The organism is Saccharopolyspora sp. NPDC047091, from assembly GCF_040643635.1.
Lineage (GTDB): Bacteria > Actinomycetota > Actinomycetes > Mycobacteriales > Pseudonocardiaceae > Saccharopolyspora_C.
The window spans coordinates 1-15168 of the sequence record NZ_JBEYUS010000020.1 but is presented as its reverse complement, the minus strand read 5'-3'; the positions used below and the strand labels follow the sequence as shown (position 1 = coordinate 15168).

The 15168-nt window shown below is 73.4% G+C and carries 16 protein-coding genes and 1 pseudogene; 11 read left to right on the top strand and 6 right to left on the bottom strand.

Features of this window, described 5'->3' with window-relative positions; all coding sequences use genetic code 11:
• Positions 1 to 51: 51 nt before the first annotated feature.
• Both ABZ805_RS11700 and ABZ805_RS11695 read right to left on the bottom strand, forming a co-directional pair.
• Positions 52 to 858 carry a formylglycine-generating enzyme family protein gene (locus ABZ805_RS11700; RefSeq protein ID WP_358438101.1) on the bottom strand — a complete coding sequence of 269 codons (807 nt, stop codon included), beginning with the start codon at positions 856 to 858 and terminating at the stop codon, positions 52 to 54.
• 262 nt (positions 859 to 1120) lie between these two features.
• Positions 1121 to 1258, bottom strand: a complete 138-nt coding sequence (locus ABZ805_RS11695) for a hypothetical protein (RefSeq protein ID WP_358437965.1) — start codon at positions 1256 to 1258, stop codon at positions 1121 to 1123.
• A 128-nt stretch (positions 1259 to 1386) separates the two neighbouring features.
• On the opposite strand from ABZ805_RS11695, the gene ABZ805_RS11690 reads away from it, so the two are divergent.
• The 8 genes and pseudogenes from ABZ805_RS11690 (at position 1387) to ABZ805_RS11655 (ending at position 9555) form a co-directional block, all read left to right on the top strand.
• Positions 1387 to 1803 (top strand): DUF5313 family protein, encoded by a 417-nt coding sequence (locus ABZ805_RS11690; protein ID WP_358437962.1) that lies wholly within the window; start codon positions 1387 to 1389, stop codon positions 1801 to 1803.
• Positions 1791 to 2441: pseudogene (locus tag ABZ805_RS11685) on the top strand (FAD-dependent oxidoreductase); the annotation flags it as partial. The gene ABZ805_RS11690 and the pseudogene ABZ805_RS11685, both read left to right, overlap by 13 nt.
• Before the next feature lie 71 nt (positions 2442 to 2512).
• Positions 2513 to 3202 carry an FAD-binding oxidoreductase gene (locus tag ABZ805_RS11680; RefSeq protein ID WP_358437959.1) on the top strand — a complete coding sequence of 230 codons (690 nt, stop codon included), beginning with the start codon at positions 2513 to 2515 and terminating at the stop codon, positions 3200 to 3202.
• Between the two features lie 260 nt (positions 3203 to 3462).
• A complete protein-coding gene (locus tag ABZ805_RS11675) occupies positions 3463 to 4305 on the top strand; it encodes a nitrilase-related carbon-nitrogen hydrolase (RefSeq protein WP_358437957.1) in 843 nt (280 codons plus the stop codon).
• 44 nt (positions 4306 to 4349) lie between these two features.
• On the top strand, positions 4350 to 5660 hold the full coding sequence (locus ABZ805_RS11670) for an aspartate aminotransferase family protein (protein WP_358438098.1): 1311 nt from the start codon (positions 4350 to 4352) through the stop codon (positions 5658 to 5660).
• Complete coding sequence (gene hydA / locus ABZ805_RS11665; RefSeq protein WP_358437954.1) at positions 5657 to 7057, top strand: dihydropyrimidinase; 1401 nt, start codon at positions 5657 to 5659, stop codon at positions 7055 to 7057. Before ABZ805_RS11670 ends, hydA begins: the two co-directional genes overlap by 4 nt.
• A 28-nt stretch (positions 7058 to 7085) precedes the next feature.
• Positions 7086 to 8105: a TIGR03842 family LLM class F420-dependent oxidoreductase gene (locus tag ABZ805_RS11660; protein ID WP_358437952.1), complete on the top strand. Its 1020-nt coding sequence runs from the start codon at positions 7086 to 7088 to the stop codon at positions 8103 to 8105.
• 121 nt (positions 8106 to 8226) lie between these two features.
• Positions 8227 to 9555 carry a solute carrier family 23 protein gene (locus tag ABZ805_RS11655; RefSeq protein ID WP_358437949.1) on the top strand — a complete coding sequence of 443 codons (1329 nt, stop codon included), beginning with the start codon at positions 8227 to 8229 and terminating at the stop codon, positions 9553 to 9555.
• 194 nt (positions 9556 to 9749) lie between these two features.
• On the opposite strand, the gene ABZ805_RS11650 is transcribed toward ABZ805_RS11655, so the two are convergent.
• Positions 9750 to 10820, bottom strand: coding sequence for an FAD-dependent oxidoreductase (locus ABZ805_RS11650; RefSeq protein WP_358437946.1), 1071 nt, complete (start codon positions 10818 to 10820; stop codon positions 9750 to 9752).
• 264 nt (positions 10821 to 11084) lie between these two features.
• On the opposite strand from ABZ805_RS11650, the gene ABZ805_RS11645 reads away from it, so the two are divergent.
• The 3 genes from ABZ805_RS11645 to ABZ805_RS11635 all read left to right on the top strand — a co-directional run bounded on the left by ABZ805_RS11645 (position 11085) and on the right by ABZ805_RS11635 (position 12789).
• Positions 11085 to 11246, top strand: a complete 162-nt coding sequence (locus tag ABZ805_RS11645; protein ID WP_344927170.1) for a hypothetical protein — start codon at positions 11085 to 11087, stop codon at positions 11244 to 11246.
• Positions 11247 to 11542: 296 nt separating this feature from the next.
• Positions 11543 to 12187 (top strand): methyltransferase domain-containing protein, encoded by a 645-nt coding sequence (locus ABZ805_RS11640; protein WP_358437942.1) that lies wholly within the window; start codon positions 11543 to 11545, stop codon positions 12185 to 12187.
• A gap of 71 nt (positions 12188 to 12258) precedes the next feature.
• Positions 12259 to 12789, top strand: coding sequence for a GNAT family protein (locus ABZ805_RS11635; RefSeq protein WP_358437939.1), 531 nt, complete (start codon positions 12259 to 12261; stop codon positions 12787 to 12789).
• Here the strand turns inward: ABZ805_RS11635 and ABZ805_RS11630 are convergent, their stop codons facing one another.
• The 3 genes from ABZ805_RS11630 to ABZ805_RS11620 form a co-directional block, all read right to left on the bottom strand.
• Positions 12790 to 14133, bottom strand: a complete 1344-nt coding sequence (locus ABZ805_RS11630) for an acetyl-CoA carboxylase biotin carboxylase subunit (RefSeq protein ID WP_358437936.1) — start codon at positions 14131 to 14133, stop codon at positions 12790 to 12792.
• Positions 14130 to 14369: an acetyl-CoA carboxylase gene (locus tag ABZ805_RS11625; RefSeq protein ID WP_358437934.1), complete on the bottom strand. Its 240-nt coding sequence runs from the start codon at positions 14367 to 14369 to the stop codon at positions 14130 to 14132. The genes ABZ805_RS11630 and ABZ805_RS11625 overlap by 4 nt, the downstream gene beginning before the upstream one ends.
• A 32-nt stretch (positions 14370 to 14401) precedes the next feature.
• On the bottom strand, positions 14402 to 15168 hold a 767-nt coding region (locus ABZ805_RS11620), incomplete at its 5' end, for a biotin-dependent carboxyltransferase family protein (RefSeq protein WP_358437931.1).

Genomic DNA, 15168 nt, shown 5'->3' with positions numbered 1-15168 from the left:
TCGGGAGCAATCGTCCCCTGCCGCAGGTGGCGGCGGTTCCGGGTCGAGCCGTCAGGCGCGGACGCAGCGGAACCCGAGGTTCCCGACCGAGCTGTCCGGGCTGTTGGAGGTGCGGGCCGCGACGCGGTACCGGTTGCAGTACGAGTCGTGGCACAGGTACGAGCCGCCGCGCATCACCCGGTTCTCGCCTTCGGCGGGCCCCTGCGGATCGGTGGCGCCGGACGCGGCGTGCTCGACTCCCCAGCGGTCCGCGCACCACTCCCACACGTTGCCCGCCGCGTTGTGCAGCCCGAATCCGTTGGGCGGGAACGCGTCGGCGGGCGCGGTGCCCCGGTGGCCGTCCTCGGCGAGGTTCTTGACGGGGAACGTGCCCTGCCAGATGTTGCAGCGGTGCTCGCCGTCGGGGGTGAGCTCGTCGCCCCACGGGTAGCGGCGCTGTTCGAGGCCGCCGCGGGCCGCGAACTCCCACTCGGCCTCGGTGGGCAGCCGCGCCCCGGCCCACTCGCAGTACGCCGCGGCGTCGTGCCAGGACACGTGCACCACGGGGTGCTCGGCACGGCCGCCGAGGTCGGACCCGGGCCCTTCCGGCCGGTCCCAGGTCGCCCCTTCCACACCGCACCACCAGGGCGTCTGCTCCGGCCGGGGCGCCGAGCGCCGCAGCGCACCGGGCAGGAACGAGGCGAAGACGTAGGACCAGCCGAACCGCTCCGCGTCGGTGCTGAAACCGGTCGCGGCGATGAAGCGGGCGAACTCGGCGTTGGTGACGGCGAGCGCGCTGATCTCGAACGGGTTCACCCGCACCTCGCGCACCGGGCCTTCGCCGTCCTGCGGGAAGCCGTCCGCGTCGGCGGTGCCCATCAGGAAGGCACCGCCGTCCAGCGCGATCCACCGGTGCTCGACGGTCTCGCCCGCGGCGGCGGGGGCCGGGGCGGGTACGTCGCCGGGCTCCCGCGTGCGTCCGGGCGCGCAGCAGCCGTCGTGCGGCTCGGAGGTCTTCGGGTCCGCTTCGCTCACGACTCCACTCTAGGAGCGCTCCGCACCGGACCCGGGGAGCGGGGGCGGCGGTACCGGGACCGATCCGGCCTGCGCGCCCGCGACCGGATCAGTCCACTGCGGACGGTCAGGGATGGGTGCGCGGCCCGCGCACCAGCTGGACCAGAGCGGCACCCGCGCCCCGGAAACCGTCGTCCAGGACGTCGGTGAACATCACCGCGCCCACCACCAACACGAACAACATCACCACGACAACAGCGAACATATCTGCACAACCCCTTTCACCTGGATCATCGCGAACCGGGGAAGATCGTTACGGGGCGTCCGGGTGATGCGGGCAACGGGTTCGCCCCGGCCCTTCGGAAGTGCCACCGCGACCACTAATCTAGGCGAGTGCGGACACCTCGGCCACCTTCACCGCGGCCGGTCTCCGGGCGGCCCGGCCCGGCGCAATGGGTCTGGTACGCGTTCGGCGGCCGGTTGCCCGCCCGCTGCGCGGACTGGGTGCTGCACGACGTGACCTGCCGGACCTGGGTGCTGCGGCACGTGGCGCGGGCGCTGACCCAGCTGGCGCCGTTCTGCGCGGTGCTGCTGCTGGTGCCGGGGCCGCTGGAACTGCGGCTCAGCACGATCGCGATGGGGTTGTCGGTGGGGTTGTTCTGCTCGCTGTACCTGATGGGGGAGGCGTGCGAGCACCGCTCGATCAAGCACGGCCACCCGCCCGGCCTGGCCAGGGAGACCCGGCAGGTCCGCAAGGACGTGGAGCGGGCGGGCAGGCACGGCACCGGGTCCCGCCCGTGGTGGCAGTGACCGGCCCGTCGCCCGAGGCCGCGCTCGCCGACGCGGAACCGGCCGCGTTCTGGCCGCAGCGCTCGCCGATCGCCCCGCGCCCGCCGCTGCCCGGACCGGACCGCGCCGACCTCGTCGTGGTCGGCGCCGGGCTCACCGGGTTGTGGACGGCGGTGCTGGCCAAGGAACGCGATCCGGAGCTGGACGTGCTGGTGCTGGACGCCGGGCGGGCCGGGTCCGGCGGCAGCGCTCGCAGCGCCGGATTCCTGTCCGAATCGCTCACCCACGGCCTCGCCCACGGCGCCTGGCTGTGGCCCGCCGAGATCGGCGGACTGGTGGAGCTGGGCAGGCTGAACCTGCGCGAGATCGGGGAATTCCTCGACGGCGACGGCATCGACGCGGACCTGTCCTGGTGCGGCAAGACGGCGGTGGCCACCGAACCGCACCAGGTCGGGGAGCTGCGCGACGAGGCGGACCTCTACCGCGAGCACGGGTTCACCGCGCTGTTCCAGGGAGCAGGCGGGGTCCGGGCCGACCTGCGCTCCGAGTCGTTCCGCGCCGGGCTGCGCTTGCCGGAGGCCGGCGGGCTGGTGGACCCGGCGAGGCTCGTCGGCGGCCTGCTCGCGGCCGCCGAGCGGCGCGGGGTCCGGGTGCACGAGCACAGCGCGGTGCGCGCGCTGCGCCCCGGCGGGACGGACGTGCGGAATGCCGATGGCCACAAGGGACGGTCGTGGCACGGCGGGTGGTGCTCGCGACCAACGCGTTCCCCGCCCCGCTGCGCGGGGTGCGCCGCCGGGTGCTGCCGATCTGGGACCACGTGCTCGTCACCGAACCGCTGTCCGCGGCCGCGTGGGAGTCGCTGGGCTGGCGGGACCGCCAGGGCGTCACCGACTCGCACAACCTGTTCCACTACTTCCGGCCCACCCCCGACGGCCGGGTCCTGTGGGGCGGCGGCGCCCCGGAGTACTTCTTCGGCGGGCGCACCGCCGCCCGCTTCGCCGACCGGCCGGGCACGCACCGCAGGCTCGCGACCCGGTTCTTCGCGACGTTCCCGCAGCTGGAGGGCACCCGGTTCACGCACCGCTGGGGCGGGCCGATCGACGCCACCACCCGCTCGACCCCGGTGTTCGGCACCGCCTGCGACGGGCGGATCGGCTACGCCGCCGGGTTCACCGGGCTCGGCGTGGCCGCGTCCCGGTTCGGCGCGCAAGTCGTGCTGGACCTGCTGGCCGGAGCGGAGACCCGGCGCACCCGCTCCGCCCTGGTGCGGACCCGGCCGCTGCCGTACCCGCCGGAACCGCTGCGCTGGCCGCTGGTGCGGCTCACCCACCGCGCGCTGGACCGCGCCGACACCACTGCGGGCCGGCGCGGGGCGTGGCTGCGATGGCTCGACCGGCACGGGATCGGGCTCGGGAGTTGATCGCCCGCCCGGCGGTGGCCGGACCACCGTCCGCCGCAGCGGACCGAACCGCGCCGACACACCGGCGCTTCCTCCTTCCGAGCGAACCCGTCGGCCCGCGCCGCGCGCCCGCCGCACCCGTTCCCGCAGCGAGCGCGCGCGCCCGCCGCACCGGTGGTGCTCAGCGCCGCTGATCCTGGCCCGCGCGGTCATTGCAGGTACCCGGACCGCGCCATATGTTCGGAGCGTCCCCGGCCGGTCACAGCACGAGAGGTGCCGCCATGCCGAACCTGGTTCGCGCCGCACTGGTCCAGGCGAAGTGGACCGGCGACGCCCGGTCCATGATCGACGTCCACGAGCAGCACACCCGAGCCGCCGCCGCGCAGGGCGCGCAGGTGATCGGCTTCCAGGAAGTGTTCAACGCCCCCTACTTCTGCCAGGTGCAGAACACCGAGCACCAGCGCTGGGCCGAAGCCGTCCCGCACGGGCCCACCACCGAGCGGATGCGCGCGCTCGCCCGCGAACTGCGCATGGTGATCGTGGTACCGATCTTCGAAGTGGACGGTCCGGGGTTCTGCTACAACACCGCCGCCGTCATCGACGCCGACGGCGAGTACCTCGGCAAGTACCGCAAGCACCACCTGCCGCACCTGCCCGGGTTCTGGGAGAAGTTCTACTTCCGCCCCGGCAACCTCGGCTGGCCGGTGTTCGACACCGCGGTCGGCAAGGTCGGCGTCTACATCTGCTACGACCGGCACTTCCCGGAGGGCTGGCGGGCGCTCGGGCTGGCCGGGGCGCAGCTCGTCTACAACCCGTCGGCGACCAGCCGGGGCCTGTCCTCCTACCTGTGGAAGCTGGAACAGCCGGCCGCCGCCGTCGCCAACGAGTACTTCATCGCCGCGATCAACCGGGTCGGCGTGGAGGAGTACGGCGACAACGACTTCTACGGCAGCAGCTACTTCGCCGACCCCTACGGGCGGTTCGTCGGCGACGTCGCCAGCGACCAGGACGAGGAACTCGTGGTGCGCGACCTGGACTTCGACCTGATCGACGAGGTCCGCGCCAAGTGGGCGTTCTACCGCGACCGGCGCCCGGACGCCTACGGGCCGCTCACCGCGCCCTGACCGACACCGTTCCCGCACCGGCAGCTGGAGAGGAAAGGACGGCCATGACCGACGAGGGCGCGCACGACGAGCTGGCGAAGCGGCGCAGGCAAGTGCTGCCGGACTGGCTGTCCACCTACTACGAGCAGCCGATCGACCTGGTCAGCGGCGAGGGCAGGCACGTCCGCGACGCCGAGGGGAACCGCTACCTGGACTTCTTCGGCGGCATCCTCACCACCATGACCGAGCACGCGCTGCCGGAGGTCACCGCCGCCGTCTCCGAGCAGGCCGGACGCATCCTGCACTCCTCCACGCTGTACCTGAACCGGCCGATGGTCGAGCTGGCCGAACGCGTCGCCGAGCTGTCCGGCATCGACGACCCGCGGGTGTTCTTCACCGCCAGCGGCACCGAGGCCAACGACACCGCGCTGCTGCTGGCCACCGGGTACCGCGGGTCCAACCAGGTGCTGGCGCTGCGCAACAGCTACCACGGGCGGTCCTTCTCGGCGCTGGCGATCACCGGCAACCGGGCCTGGTCGCCGACCAGCCTGTCGCCGGTGCAGACGAGCTACGTGCACGGCAGCAGGCGCCGGGGCACCCCGCTCGCCGACCTGCCCGACGCGGCGTTCACCGACGCCTGCGTGCAGGACCTGGAGGACGTGCTCGGGCAGCTGCACGGCAACGTGGCCTGCCTGATCGCCGAACCCATCCAGGGCGTCGGGGGCTTCGCCGTCCCGCCGGACGGGTTGTTCGCGCGGTTCAAGGAAGTGCTCGACCGGCACGGCATCCTCTGGATCAGCGACGAGGTGCAGACCGGCTGGGGCCGCACCGGCGAGCACTTCTGGGGCTGGCAGGCGCACGGCGGCAGCGGTGCGCCGGACATCGTGACCTTCGCGAAGGGGCTGGGCAACGGGCTGTCCATCGGCGGCGTCATCGCCCGCGCGGAGATCATGAACAGCATCGGGGTGAACTCGCTGTCCACCTTCGGCGGCAGCCCGGTCACCACCGCCGGGGCACTGGCCAACCTGGAACACCTGCTGGAGCACGACCTGCAGGGCAACGCGCTGCGCGTCGGCGCCGTGCTGCGCGCGGCCATCGACGAGGCCCGGCCGCGGCTGCCGCTCGTCGCCGACGTGCGCGGCAAGGGGCTGATGCTCGGCGTGGAACTCGCCGACCCCGCCACCGGCGCGCCCGACCCGGCCGCGGCCACCGCGGTGCTCGAACGGACCCGGCGCGGCGGGCTGCTCATCGGCAAGGGCGGGCTGGACGGCAACGTGCTGCGCATCGCCCCGCCGCTGAGCCTCACCGAGCAGGAGGCCCGCGAGGGCGCCGCGATCCTCGTCGAGGCACTGGGACGAGCGGGGGAGCGGCCATGACCAGGACGGTGATCCGCGGCGGGCTGGTGATCACCGCGACCGAGGAGATCGAAGCCGACGTGCTCGTGATCGACGAGCAGGTCGCCGCGCTCGGCACCCCCGAACTCGCCGAGCAGTGGCTGCCCGGAGCCGACGCGGTCCTCGACGCGGAGGGGCTGTACGTCATCCCCGGCGGGGTGGACGGCCACACCCACATGGAGATGCCGTTCGGCGGCACCTACTCCGCGGACACCTTCGAGACCGGCACCCGCGCGGCCGCGTGGGGCGGTACCACCACCATCATCGACTTCGCCATCCAGTCCATCGGCGGTTCAGCCAGGGAAGGGCTCGACACCTGGCACGCGAAGGCCGAGGGGAACTGCGCGGTGGACTACGGGTTCCACCTGATCCTCTCCGACGTGCACGACGGCTCGCTGGCCGAACTGGACGGGCTGGTCGGCGAAGGCATCACCAGCTTCAAGCTGTTCATGGCGTACCCGGGCGTGTTCTACAGCGACGACGGGCGGATCCTGCGCGCCATGCAGCGGGCCGCGGGCAACGGGGCGCTGACCATGGTGCACGCGGAGAACGGCATCGCCATCGACGTGCTCGTGCAGCAGGCCCTCGACGCCGGGCGCACGGACCCTCGCGAGCACGGGCGGGTGCGGCACCCGCTGCTCGAAGCCGAGGCGACCCACCGGGCCATCCAGCTCGCCCGCGTCGCGGGCGCCCCGCTGTACGTCGTGCACGTGTCGGCGGCGGAAGCGCTCGAGGAACTCGTCCGGGCCCGCGACACCGGGCTGCCTGTGTTCGGCGAAACCTGCCCGCAGTACCTGTTCCTCACCGTCGACGAGCTGGCCCGGCCGGGGTTCGAAGGCGCCAAGTACGTCTGCTCCACGCCGCTGCGGCCCGAGGAGCACCAGCGGGAGCTGTGGCGCGGCCTGCGCACCGACGACCTGTCGGTCGTGGCCACCGACCACTGCCCGTTCTGCTTCGCCTCGCAGAAGGAACTCGGGCTCGGCGACTTCTCCAAGATCCCGAACGGGATGCCCGGCGTGGAGCACCGGCTGGACCTGCTGCACCAAGGAGTGGTGGCCGGGCACCTCACCCGCCGCCGCTGGGTGGAGCTGGCCAGCACCACCCCGGCGCGGATGTTCGGCCTGCACCCGCGCAAGGGCACCATCGCCCCCGGATCGGACGCGGACATCGTGCTCTACGACCCGCGCGCCGAGCACGTGCTGTCCGCGGAGACGCACCACATGAACGTCGACTACAACCCGTACGAAGGCCGGACCGTCACCGGCGGCGTGCGCACCGTGCTCTCCCGCGGTGCGGTGGTCCTCGACGACGGCGAGTACCGCGGCCGCCCCGGGCACGGGCGGTTCCTGCGGCGGGACACCTGCCAATACCTGACCTGACGACCACCTGACGACGCGGAGGTGCGCGATGCGGTTCGGGCTCGTGCTGCAAACCGATCCCCCGGCCTGGTCGGTCGTGGACCTGATGCGGCGCGCCGAGGCGCTCGGCTTCGACCACGGCTGGACCTTCGACTCCTGCGTGCTGTGGCAGGAACCGTTCGTGATCCACAGCCAGATCCTGGCCGCCACCGAGCGGATGGTCGTCGGGCCGATGGTCACCAACCCGGCCACCCGGGACTGGAGCGTCACCGCGTCCACCTTCGCCACGCTCAACGAGATGTTCGGCGAGCGCACCGTCTGCGGCATCGGGCGCGGGGATTCGGCGCTGCGCGTCACCGGCGGCAAGCCGAACACCCTCGCCGTGCTGGAACGCGCCGTCGGCGTGATCCGCGACCTCGCGGAAGGGCGCGAGACCGAGGTGGACGGCACCGCCGTGCGGCTGCCGTGGGTGCGCGGCGGGCGGCTGCCGGTGTGGATCGGCGCGTACGGGCCGAAGGCCCTGGACCTGGCCGGACGGGTCGGTGACGGCGTGATCCTGCAGCTCGCCGACCCGTTGCTGGTGCGGTGGATGGTCCGGCACGTCCGCGACGCGGCCGAGGCGGCGGGCCGCGATCCGGACGCGATCACCGTGTGCGCGGCCGCGCCCGCCTACGTCGGTCCCGACCTCGCACACGCCCGCGAGCAGTGCCGGTGGTTCGGCGGCATGGTCGGCAACCACGTCGCCGACCTGGTGCGCCGCTACGGTTCGAGCTCGGCGGAGATCCCGGCGGAGCTCACCGACTACGTCCGCGACCGGGAGGGCTACGACTACTCCCACCACGGGCGGGCCGGCAATCCCAGCACCGACTTCGTGCCCGACGAGATCGTGGACCGGTTCTGCCTGCTGGGGCCGCCCGAAGCGCACCTGGACAAGCTCGCCGAACTGCGCGCGGCCGGGGTGCACCAGTTCGCCGCCTACGCCATGCACGACGCCGTCGAGTCCACGGTGGAGGAGTACGGGCGCTCGATCATCCCGCGCGCCGCGGCCCCGGAGTCCGCTCCGCGCTGACGCGTGCGCCCACGGCACCGGCTCCGTGGACCCGGGTCCGCCCCGCGTCGAGGCGCCGACCAGGTCACACCGGCGCGACCACCGCGGACGACCGGGTCGCCGCCGGGGCAGACTGTCCGCCATGCGAGGGCGAACGGGTTTCGGGTGGACACTGCACGGCGACGGCAGCACGCCGCGCCCCGGCGAGTCGGTGGCACCCCACGAACGGCTCACCTGGGGCCGCACCATCGGGTTCGGCGCCCAGCACGTGGTGGCGATGTTCGGTGCCACCTTCGTGTTCCCGGTCCTGATGGGACTCGACCCGAACCTCGCGATCATGGTCTCCGGCGGGGCGACGATCCTGTTCCTGCTCGTGGTGCAGGGCAAGATCCCCAGCTACCTGGGCAGCAGCGCCTCGTTCGTCGGCGCCGTCACCGCGATCCGCGCGGGCGGCGGGGACACCGCGACCGTCACCGGCGCGATCCTGGTCTCCGGCGCGGTGCTCGCCGCCGTCGGAGTGGTGGTGCACTTCGCCGGGCCGGGGGTGGTGCAGCGGTTGCTGCCACCGGTGCTGTCCGGGGCGGTGGTGCTGCTGATCGGGTTCAACCTCGCCCCGGTGGTGGCCGAGACGTACTGGCCGCAGGACCAGTGGACCGCGCTGCTCACCATGATCATCGTGGTGGCGGGCAGCGTGCTGCTGCCGGGTTTCTGGGGCCGCATCGCGGTGTTCCTCGGGCTGGCCGGGGGATACCTGCTGTCCTGGGCGTTCGACGTGCTGCTCGGGCCGATCACCGCGCCGGACGCCGACGGGATCGTGAGCACCCATCCGCGGGTGGACCTCGGCGGCGTGGCGGACGCGGCCTGGTTCGGGTTGCCGGAGGTGCACGCGCCGACGTTCTCCGCTTCGGCGATCGTCGTGGTGCTGCCCGCGGTGATCGCGCTGCTCGCGGAGAACACCGGCCACGTCAAGGCGGTCGAGGAGATGACCGGCACCGACCTGCAGGGCAGCCTCGGGCGCGCGGTGTTCGCCGACGGCTTCGCCACCACGCTCTCCAGCGCGCTCGGCGGCCCACCGACCACCACGTACGCGGAGAACATCGGCATCATGGCCGCTACCCGGGTGTACTCGACCGCCGCGTACTGGGTGGCGGCGCTGGTGGCCATCGGGTTCGGCCTGTGCCCGAAGTTCGGGGCGATCGTGGCCGCGGTGCCGGGCGGGGTGCTCGGCGGGATCACCGTGGTGCTGTACGGCATGGTCGGGTTGCTGGGCGTGAAGATCTGGGTGCAGAACCGCGTCGACTTCGCCGACCCGGTGAACCTGCTGCCGGTGGCGGCCGGGGTGATCGCCGGGATCGGCGGGGTGTCGCTGACCTTCACGTCGAGCTTGAGCCTGAGCGGCATCGCCCTCGGCACGCTGATCGTCCTGATCGGCTACCACCTGCTCCGCGCCTTCGCCCCCGCCCGGGACTGATCGCCGGGTCGGCCCGGGTCACGGGCCCTCGGGGGTTCGGCGCCGCCCGCGGGCGGTCGCGGTGGTGCCCGGCGAGGCGAGTTCGCCGTCGGCCCGCACCACCCCGTGTTTCGACCGGGTGGTGCCCGGTGTCGAGCGGTCCGCCCGCGGGACCCGGTGTCTCGGCCGGTGGGGGTTCACGGGCGGAGGTCCGTTCAGAGCAACGCACCGGAGGGACGCAGGAGCCGCTGGACGTCGCGGGCGGCGGCGCGGCCGGCGCGGTTCGCCCCGATGGTGCTGGCCGACGGGCCGTAGCCGACCAGGTGCAGCCGCGGTTCCGCGACGACCCGGGTGCCGTCCATCCGGATGCCGCCGCCCGGTTCGCGCAGGCCCAGCGGTCTGAGGTGGTCCAGCGCGGCGCGGAACCCGGTGGCCCAGAGGAGCACGTCCACCTCGACCTCGGTGCCGTCGGCCCACCGCAGGCCGCGGGGCGTGATCCGCTCGAACATCGGGTGCCGGTCGAGCACTCCGGCGTCCCGCGCGCGCAGCACCGCGGGCGTCGGCGGTAGCCCGGTCACGCTCACCACGCTGCCCGGGGGCAGTCCGGCGCGGACCCGGCGGTCCACTTCGGCCACCGCGCGCCGCCCGGCGTCCGGGGTGAACTCGGCGTCGCCGAACACGGGCGGGCGGCGCGTCACCCAGGTCGTGGTGGCCACCTCGGCGATCTCGGTGAGCAGCTCCACCGCGGAGATCCCGCCGCCGACCACCGCGACCCGCAGGCCGCGGAACTCCGCGGCGCCGCGGTAGTCGGCGACGTGCAGCTGCCGTCCGGTGAACGCATCCTGCCCGGGATAGTGCGGCACGAACGGTTTCGTCCACGTCCCGGTCGCGTTGATCACCGCTCGCGCCGCCCAGGTCCCGGTGGCCCCGGCGCCGACGTCGGCGTCCACGAGCAGCCGCTCGTCCGGGCCGCGCCGCACCGATCGCACCTGCACCGGGCGGTGCACCGGCAGGTCGAATTCCCGTTCGTAGCGGGCGAAGTACTCCGCGAGCACCTCGGACGCCGGCCGCGCCCCGTCCTTCTCCTCCAGGGCGAGGCCGGGCAGGTCGTGGATGCCGTGCACCCCGCCCAGCCGCAGCGACGGCCAGCGGTGCCGCCACGCGCCGCCCGCGCCGGCTCCCGCGTCCAGCACCGCGAACTCGGCTCCGCCGCGCCGCAGGTGGTGCGCACTGCTGAGCCCGGCCTGCCCGGCTCCGATCACGACCACGTCGACCTCGTGCTCCACACCGGCATGAACGCCGGGAGCGCCCGCGGGCGTCCCGCACGGGCTGTGGCGTCGGGCACCCGCGCATTGGTCCGCTCGGGTGCGACGCACACCACGGCGACCCCTCCTTAACGCATCCGAAACGAGGTCCTACTATCGGGGTGCAAGTGGGTGTTCGGCCCCGAACCTCTTTCGATCGCGAGACCAAGCGCGGGCACGCGCGTGTGCCCGTTCGCGCGCTCGGAAGACGGGGAGGTCAGCAGAAAGGAGGCAAGGAAAGTGGCAATGGTGTGGGTGGCTCTCGCAATTGAGGCGATCGTGCTGCTGGCGGTGGCAGGCGTGGCGGTCAGGTGGGTCAACAAGCCTGCGCTGAACACTCCCGCTCAGCCCGCTGAGCAGGTCCCGGCGGTGGAACCGGCGGGTGCGATGGTCCAGCAGCCTGCCTGAACGCGGCGCAACGGGCTTGTCCGGACCGGACAAGCCCTGCGCATGCGGCGGCGGGTGGAGCGGCTTTATCGCCGTGCTTTCTCGCCGCGTTACACGTTATTCGAGTGAATTGCCGCGCGTTTCTTCGCGCCGCTGTTCGAAAGGGCGTTCCGCGGGACCGGTGAACGGTCCGCGCAGCGCCCCGGCGATCGAATTCCCGGGCCGCGCCCCGACCGCGGCGGCTCGGGCGACGACGGCTGCCCGCCCGCGACAGATAGGGTGACCGGGAACTCGCCCGACGAACGCGGAAGGCAGCCGTGACCACTTCCCAGCAACGGCCCCAGACCGGACGGCCCGCATCGGTGTTCGCGGACTACCGGAAGTTCGCCGCCCGTGCGGCGCGCAAACCCGGACTGGTGGGAGCCGTGGCGCCGAGCTCGCCCTACCTGGCCCGCGAGATGGCCTCGATCGTTCCCCGCGCCGCGTCCGAGGGCGGACCGGTCGTCGTGGAGCTCGGCCCCGGCACCGGCGCGCTCAGCCGCGCCGTCCGCGACCGGCTGCCCGAAGGCGGCAGGCACCTGGCGATCGAACTCGACAGCGGCATGGTGGAGCACCTGCGCGCCGACCTGCCCTGGCTGGAAGTCGTGCAGGGCGACGCGGCGAAGCTGCGGACCCTGCTGGCGGACAACGGGGTGGACCGGGTGGACGCGGTGATCAGCGGGTTGCCGTGGTCGATCTTCCCCGGCGAGCTGCAGCGCGACATCCTCGGCGAGGTCGGCAAGGTGCTCACGCCCGGTGGCGCGTTCACCACGTTCGCGTACGTGCACGCGCTCGGCATGGCAGGCGCCCGGGCGTTCCGGAACCGGCTGGACCTCGCGTTCGACGAGGTCCTCACCAGCCGGACGGTGTGGCGCAACGTGCCGCCCGCGCGGATCTACACCTGCCGCCGCCCGATCTCCTGACCGATCCGGTCCGGCCGCGACCACCGGAACAGAGCATGTGCAGCGGAGCGTGATCGGTCTACGGTCGCGATGTGGGGACCATTGTGCTGCTGAGGCCGGTGCTCGAAGACGACCTGACCGATCTCGACCGGATGCTCAACACCCGCGAGGCCACCCATCCCTACAACTGGTTCGGCTACCACGGCGCGGGGCATTTCCGGCGCCGCTGGGCGGAATCCGGGCTGCTGGACGTGGATGAGGGAGTGCTGCTGGTCGTCGCCGAGCAGGACCCGCAGCGGCGCCTCGGATTCGTGTCGTGGGCGAAGAACCCGACCGGGCAGACCTCGTACTGCTGGAACATCGGGATCACCCTGCTGCCGGAGGCGCGCGGCCGCGGCCACGGCACCGACGCGCAGCGGCAGCTCGTCGCCTACCTGTTCGCCCACACCCAGGTGAACCGGGTGGAGGCGGGCACCGAAGTGGACAACCTCGCCGAACAGCGCGCCCTCACCAAGGCCGGGTTCACCCGGGAGGGCGTGCTGCGCGGCTGGCTGTTCCGCGAGGGGAAGTGGCGGGACTGCGTGCGCTTCAGCGTGCTGCGCGACGAGGTCGTCGGCCGCTGATCAGTCGAGCTGCTCCTCCAGCCAGGTGGTGTGCACCGGGCCGCTGCGCAGCTTGTCGTTGCCGACGAGCCGCCGGTGCAGCGGGATCGTGCTGGCCACGCCTTCGATGCGGAACTCCTGCAGCGCCTGCTCGGCCCGCGCGTACGCTTGGTCGCGGTCGGCGCCCCAGCAGATCAGCTTCGCGATCAGCGAGTCGTAGAACGGGCTGATCCGGTCGCCCCTGGCCAGCCCGGTGTCCACCCGCACGCCCGGTCCGCCGGGCAGGTCGAACACGGTGACCTCACCGGGGCACGGGGCGAAGCCGCGGTCCGGGTCCTCGGCGTTGATCCGCAGCTCGATGGCCGCGCCGGTGGCCACCAGGTCGTCCTGCGCGAACGAGAGCGGGGCGCCCCCGGCGATGCGCAGCTGCTCGGCGACCAGGTCGACGCCGCTGATCGCCTCGGTGATCGGGTGCTCGACCTGGATGCGGGTGTTCATCTCCATGAAGTAGAAGTGCTGGTCCTCGTCGACGAGGAACTCCACGGTGCCCGCGTTGCGGTAGCCGACGTGCCGGGCGAGCCGGACCGCGGCCTCGCCGATGCGCCGCCGGGTCTCCTCGTGCAGTCCGGCCGCCGGGGCCTCCTCCAGCAGCTTCTGCCTGCGGCGCTGCACCGAGCAGTCCCGCTCGAACAGGTGCACCGCGCCGCCGTGGTCGTCGGCGAGCAGCTGCACCTCGATGTGCCGCGGCCGGGGCAGCGCCCGCTCCAGGTAGGACGTGCCGTCGCCGAACGCGGACCGCGCCTCGGCCTGCGCGGCGGGCAGCACCTCGGCCAGCTCGTCCGCCGAGGACACCGGGCGGATCCCGCGCCCGCCACCGCCCGCGGCGGCCTTCACCAGCACCGGGTATCCGAGCTCGTCGGCCGCGCCCTGCGCGGCGGCCAGGTCGGTGACCGGCGCGCTGCCCGGGACCACCGGCACGCCCGCGGCCTGCGCGGTGGCGCGGGCGGTCGCCTTGTCGCCCATCAGCTCGATCGCGGAGGCGGGCGGGCCGACCAGCACCAGGCCGGCGTCCTCCACGGCCCGCGCGAACCGCGGGTTCTCCGAGAGGAAGCCGTAACCGGGGTGGATCGCGTCGGCGTGGGTGTCGCGCGCCGCCGCCAGCACCGCCGCACCGTCCAAGTAGGACTTCGCGGCGGGGGAGGCGCCGAGGCGCACCGCGTGCTCGGCCAGCCGCACCCAGCGGGAGTTCTCGTCCGCGTCGGAGTAGACCGCCACCGCTTCGATCCCGGCCGCGTGGCAGGCGCGGATGATGCGGACCGCGATCTCGCCCCGGTTGGCCACCAGGACCCGGTTCGGGCCGCTCATGGCGCTTCGACCTCGGCGACGCCCTGACCGGCCTCCACCTCGTCGCCCTCGTCGAGCAGGAACCGGCCGAGGGTGCCCGCCTGCTCGGCCTTCACCTCGCTGAAGGTCTTCATCACCTCGATGAGCGCGATGGTCTGCCCTTCCTGGACCGCCGCGCCGACCTCCACGAACGGTTCCTGGTCCGGTGCGGGGCGTCGGTAGAAGACGCCGGGGAGCGCGGCGTTGACGGTCGACATGGTGGCCTCCTCGGTGGTTCGGGCGTGCGGGACTAGCTGACGGCGGCGCGGATCTTCTCCAGCCGGATGCCGCGGTCCCGGCGGGCGGCGATGGCACCGTCGACGTCGACGGCGGTGAACACCACCCGGTCGCCGGTGCGGGCCTGCGCGATCCGGTCCCGGTCCACGGAGATCACGGTGCCCACGGTGGCGTAGCCGCCGCCGGTCACCGCGTCGCCGAGCAGCACGATCGGTTCGTCGCCGCCGGGCACCTGGACGGAGCCGATGGGGTAGCCGAGGTCGACGACGTTCGCCGGGTCGCCGCCCGCGCCGAACGGCGGTTCGCGGTCGATGAAGTCGATGGTGCCGCCGCGCAGCCGGTAGCCGACGCGGTCGGCGTCCTTGGTGACCTTCCACTCGGTGTCCACGAAGGACTCCAGCGCGGCGTCGGTGAGCCGGTAGGAGCACAGGCCCACCACGAGCCGCAGCCGCGCCGGGCCGCCGACGGCGGGCCGCAGCCCGGTGGGCACCGCGGTTCCTGGCGACGGACCGGACACCGGCGGCGAACCGAGCGGCAGCCGGTCGTCGGCCCGCAGTGGCCTGCCGTGGAACCCGCCGATGCCGGTGAGCGTGTACGTCGACCGGGAACCCAGGTACTCCGGAACCGCGATCCCGCCGCTGACTGCCACGTACGGGCGGGCGCCCGCGGTGAGCATCTCGAAGGACAGCACGTCCCCGGCGCGCACCGCGAGCGTCTCCCACGCCGGGACGGGCTCGCCATTGACGCGGGCCGGGGCGTCGGCGCCGGTGACGGCGATGC

Excerpts from the sequence above, each read along its gene's own strand:
- ABZ805_RS11700 (WP_358438101.1), bottom strand. The coding sequence starts at position 858 with ATGGGCACCGCCGACGCGGACGGCTTCCCGCAGGACGGCGAAGGCCCG.
- ABZ805_RS11695 (WP_358437965.1), bottom strand. The coding sequence starts at position 1,258 with ATGTTCGCTGTTGTCGTGGTGATGTTGTTCGTGTTGGTGGTGGGCGCG.
- ABZ805_RS11675 (WP_358437957.1), top strand. The coding sequence starts at position 3,463 with ATGCCGAACCTGGTTCGCGCCGCACTGGTCCAGGCGAAGTGGACCGGC.
- ABZ805_RS11670 (WP_358438098.1), top strand. The coding sequence starts at position 4,350 with ATGACCGACGAGGGCGCGCACGACGAGCTGGCGAAGCGGCGCAGGCAA.
- hydA (WP_358437954.1), top strand. The coding sequence starts at position 5,657 with ATGACCAGGACGGTGATCCGCGGCGGGCTGGTGATCACCGCGACCGAG.
- ABZ805_RS11660 (WP_358437952.1), top strand. The coding sequence starts at position 7,086 with ATGCGGTTCGGGCTCGTGCTGCAAACCGATCCCCCGGCCTGGTCGGTC.
- ABZ805_RS11655 (WP_358437949.1), top strand. The coding sequence starts at position 8,227 with ATGCGAGGGCGAACGGGTTTCGGGTGGACACTGCACGGCGACGGCAGC.
- ABZ805_RS11645 (WP_344927170.1), top strand. The coding sequence starts at position 11,085 with ATGGTGTGGGTGGCTCTCGCAATTGAGGCGATCGTGCTGCTGGCGGTG.
- ABZ805_RS11630 (WP_358437936.1), bottom strand. The coding sequence starts at position 14,133 with ATGAGCGGCCCGAACCGGGTCCTGGTGGCCAACCGGGGCGAGATCGCG.
- ABZ805_RS11625 (WP_358437934.1), bottom strand. The coding sequence starts at position 14,369 with ATGTCGACCGTCAACGCCGCGCTCCCCGGCGTCTTCTACCGACGCCCC.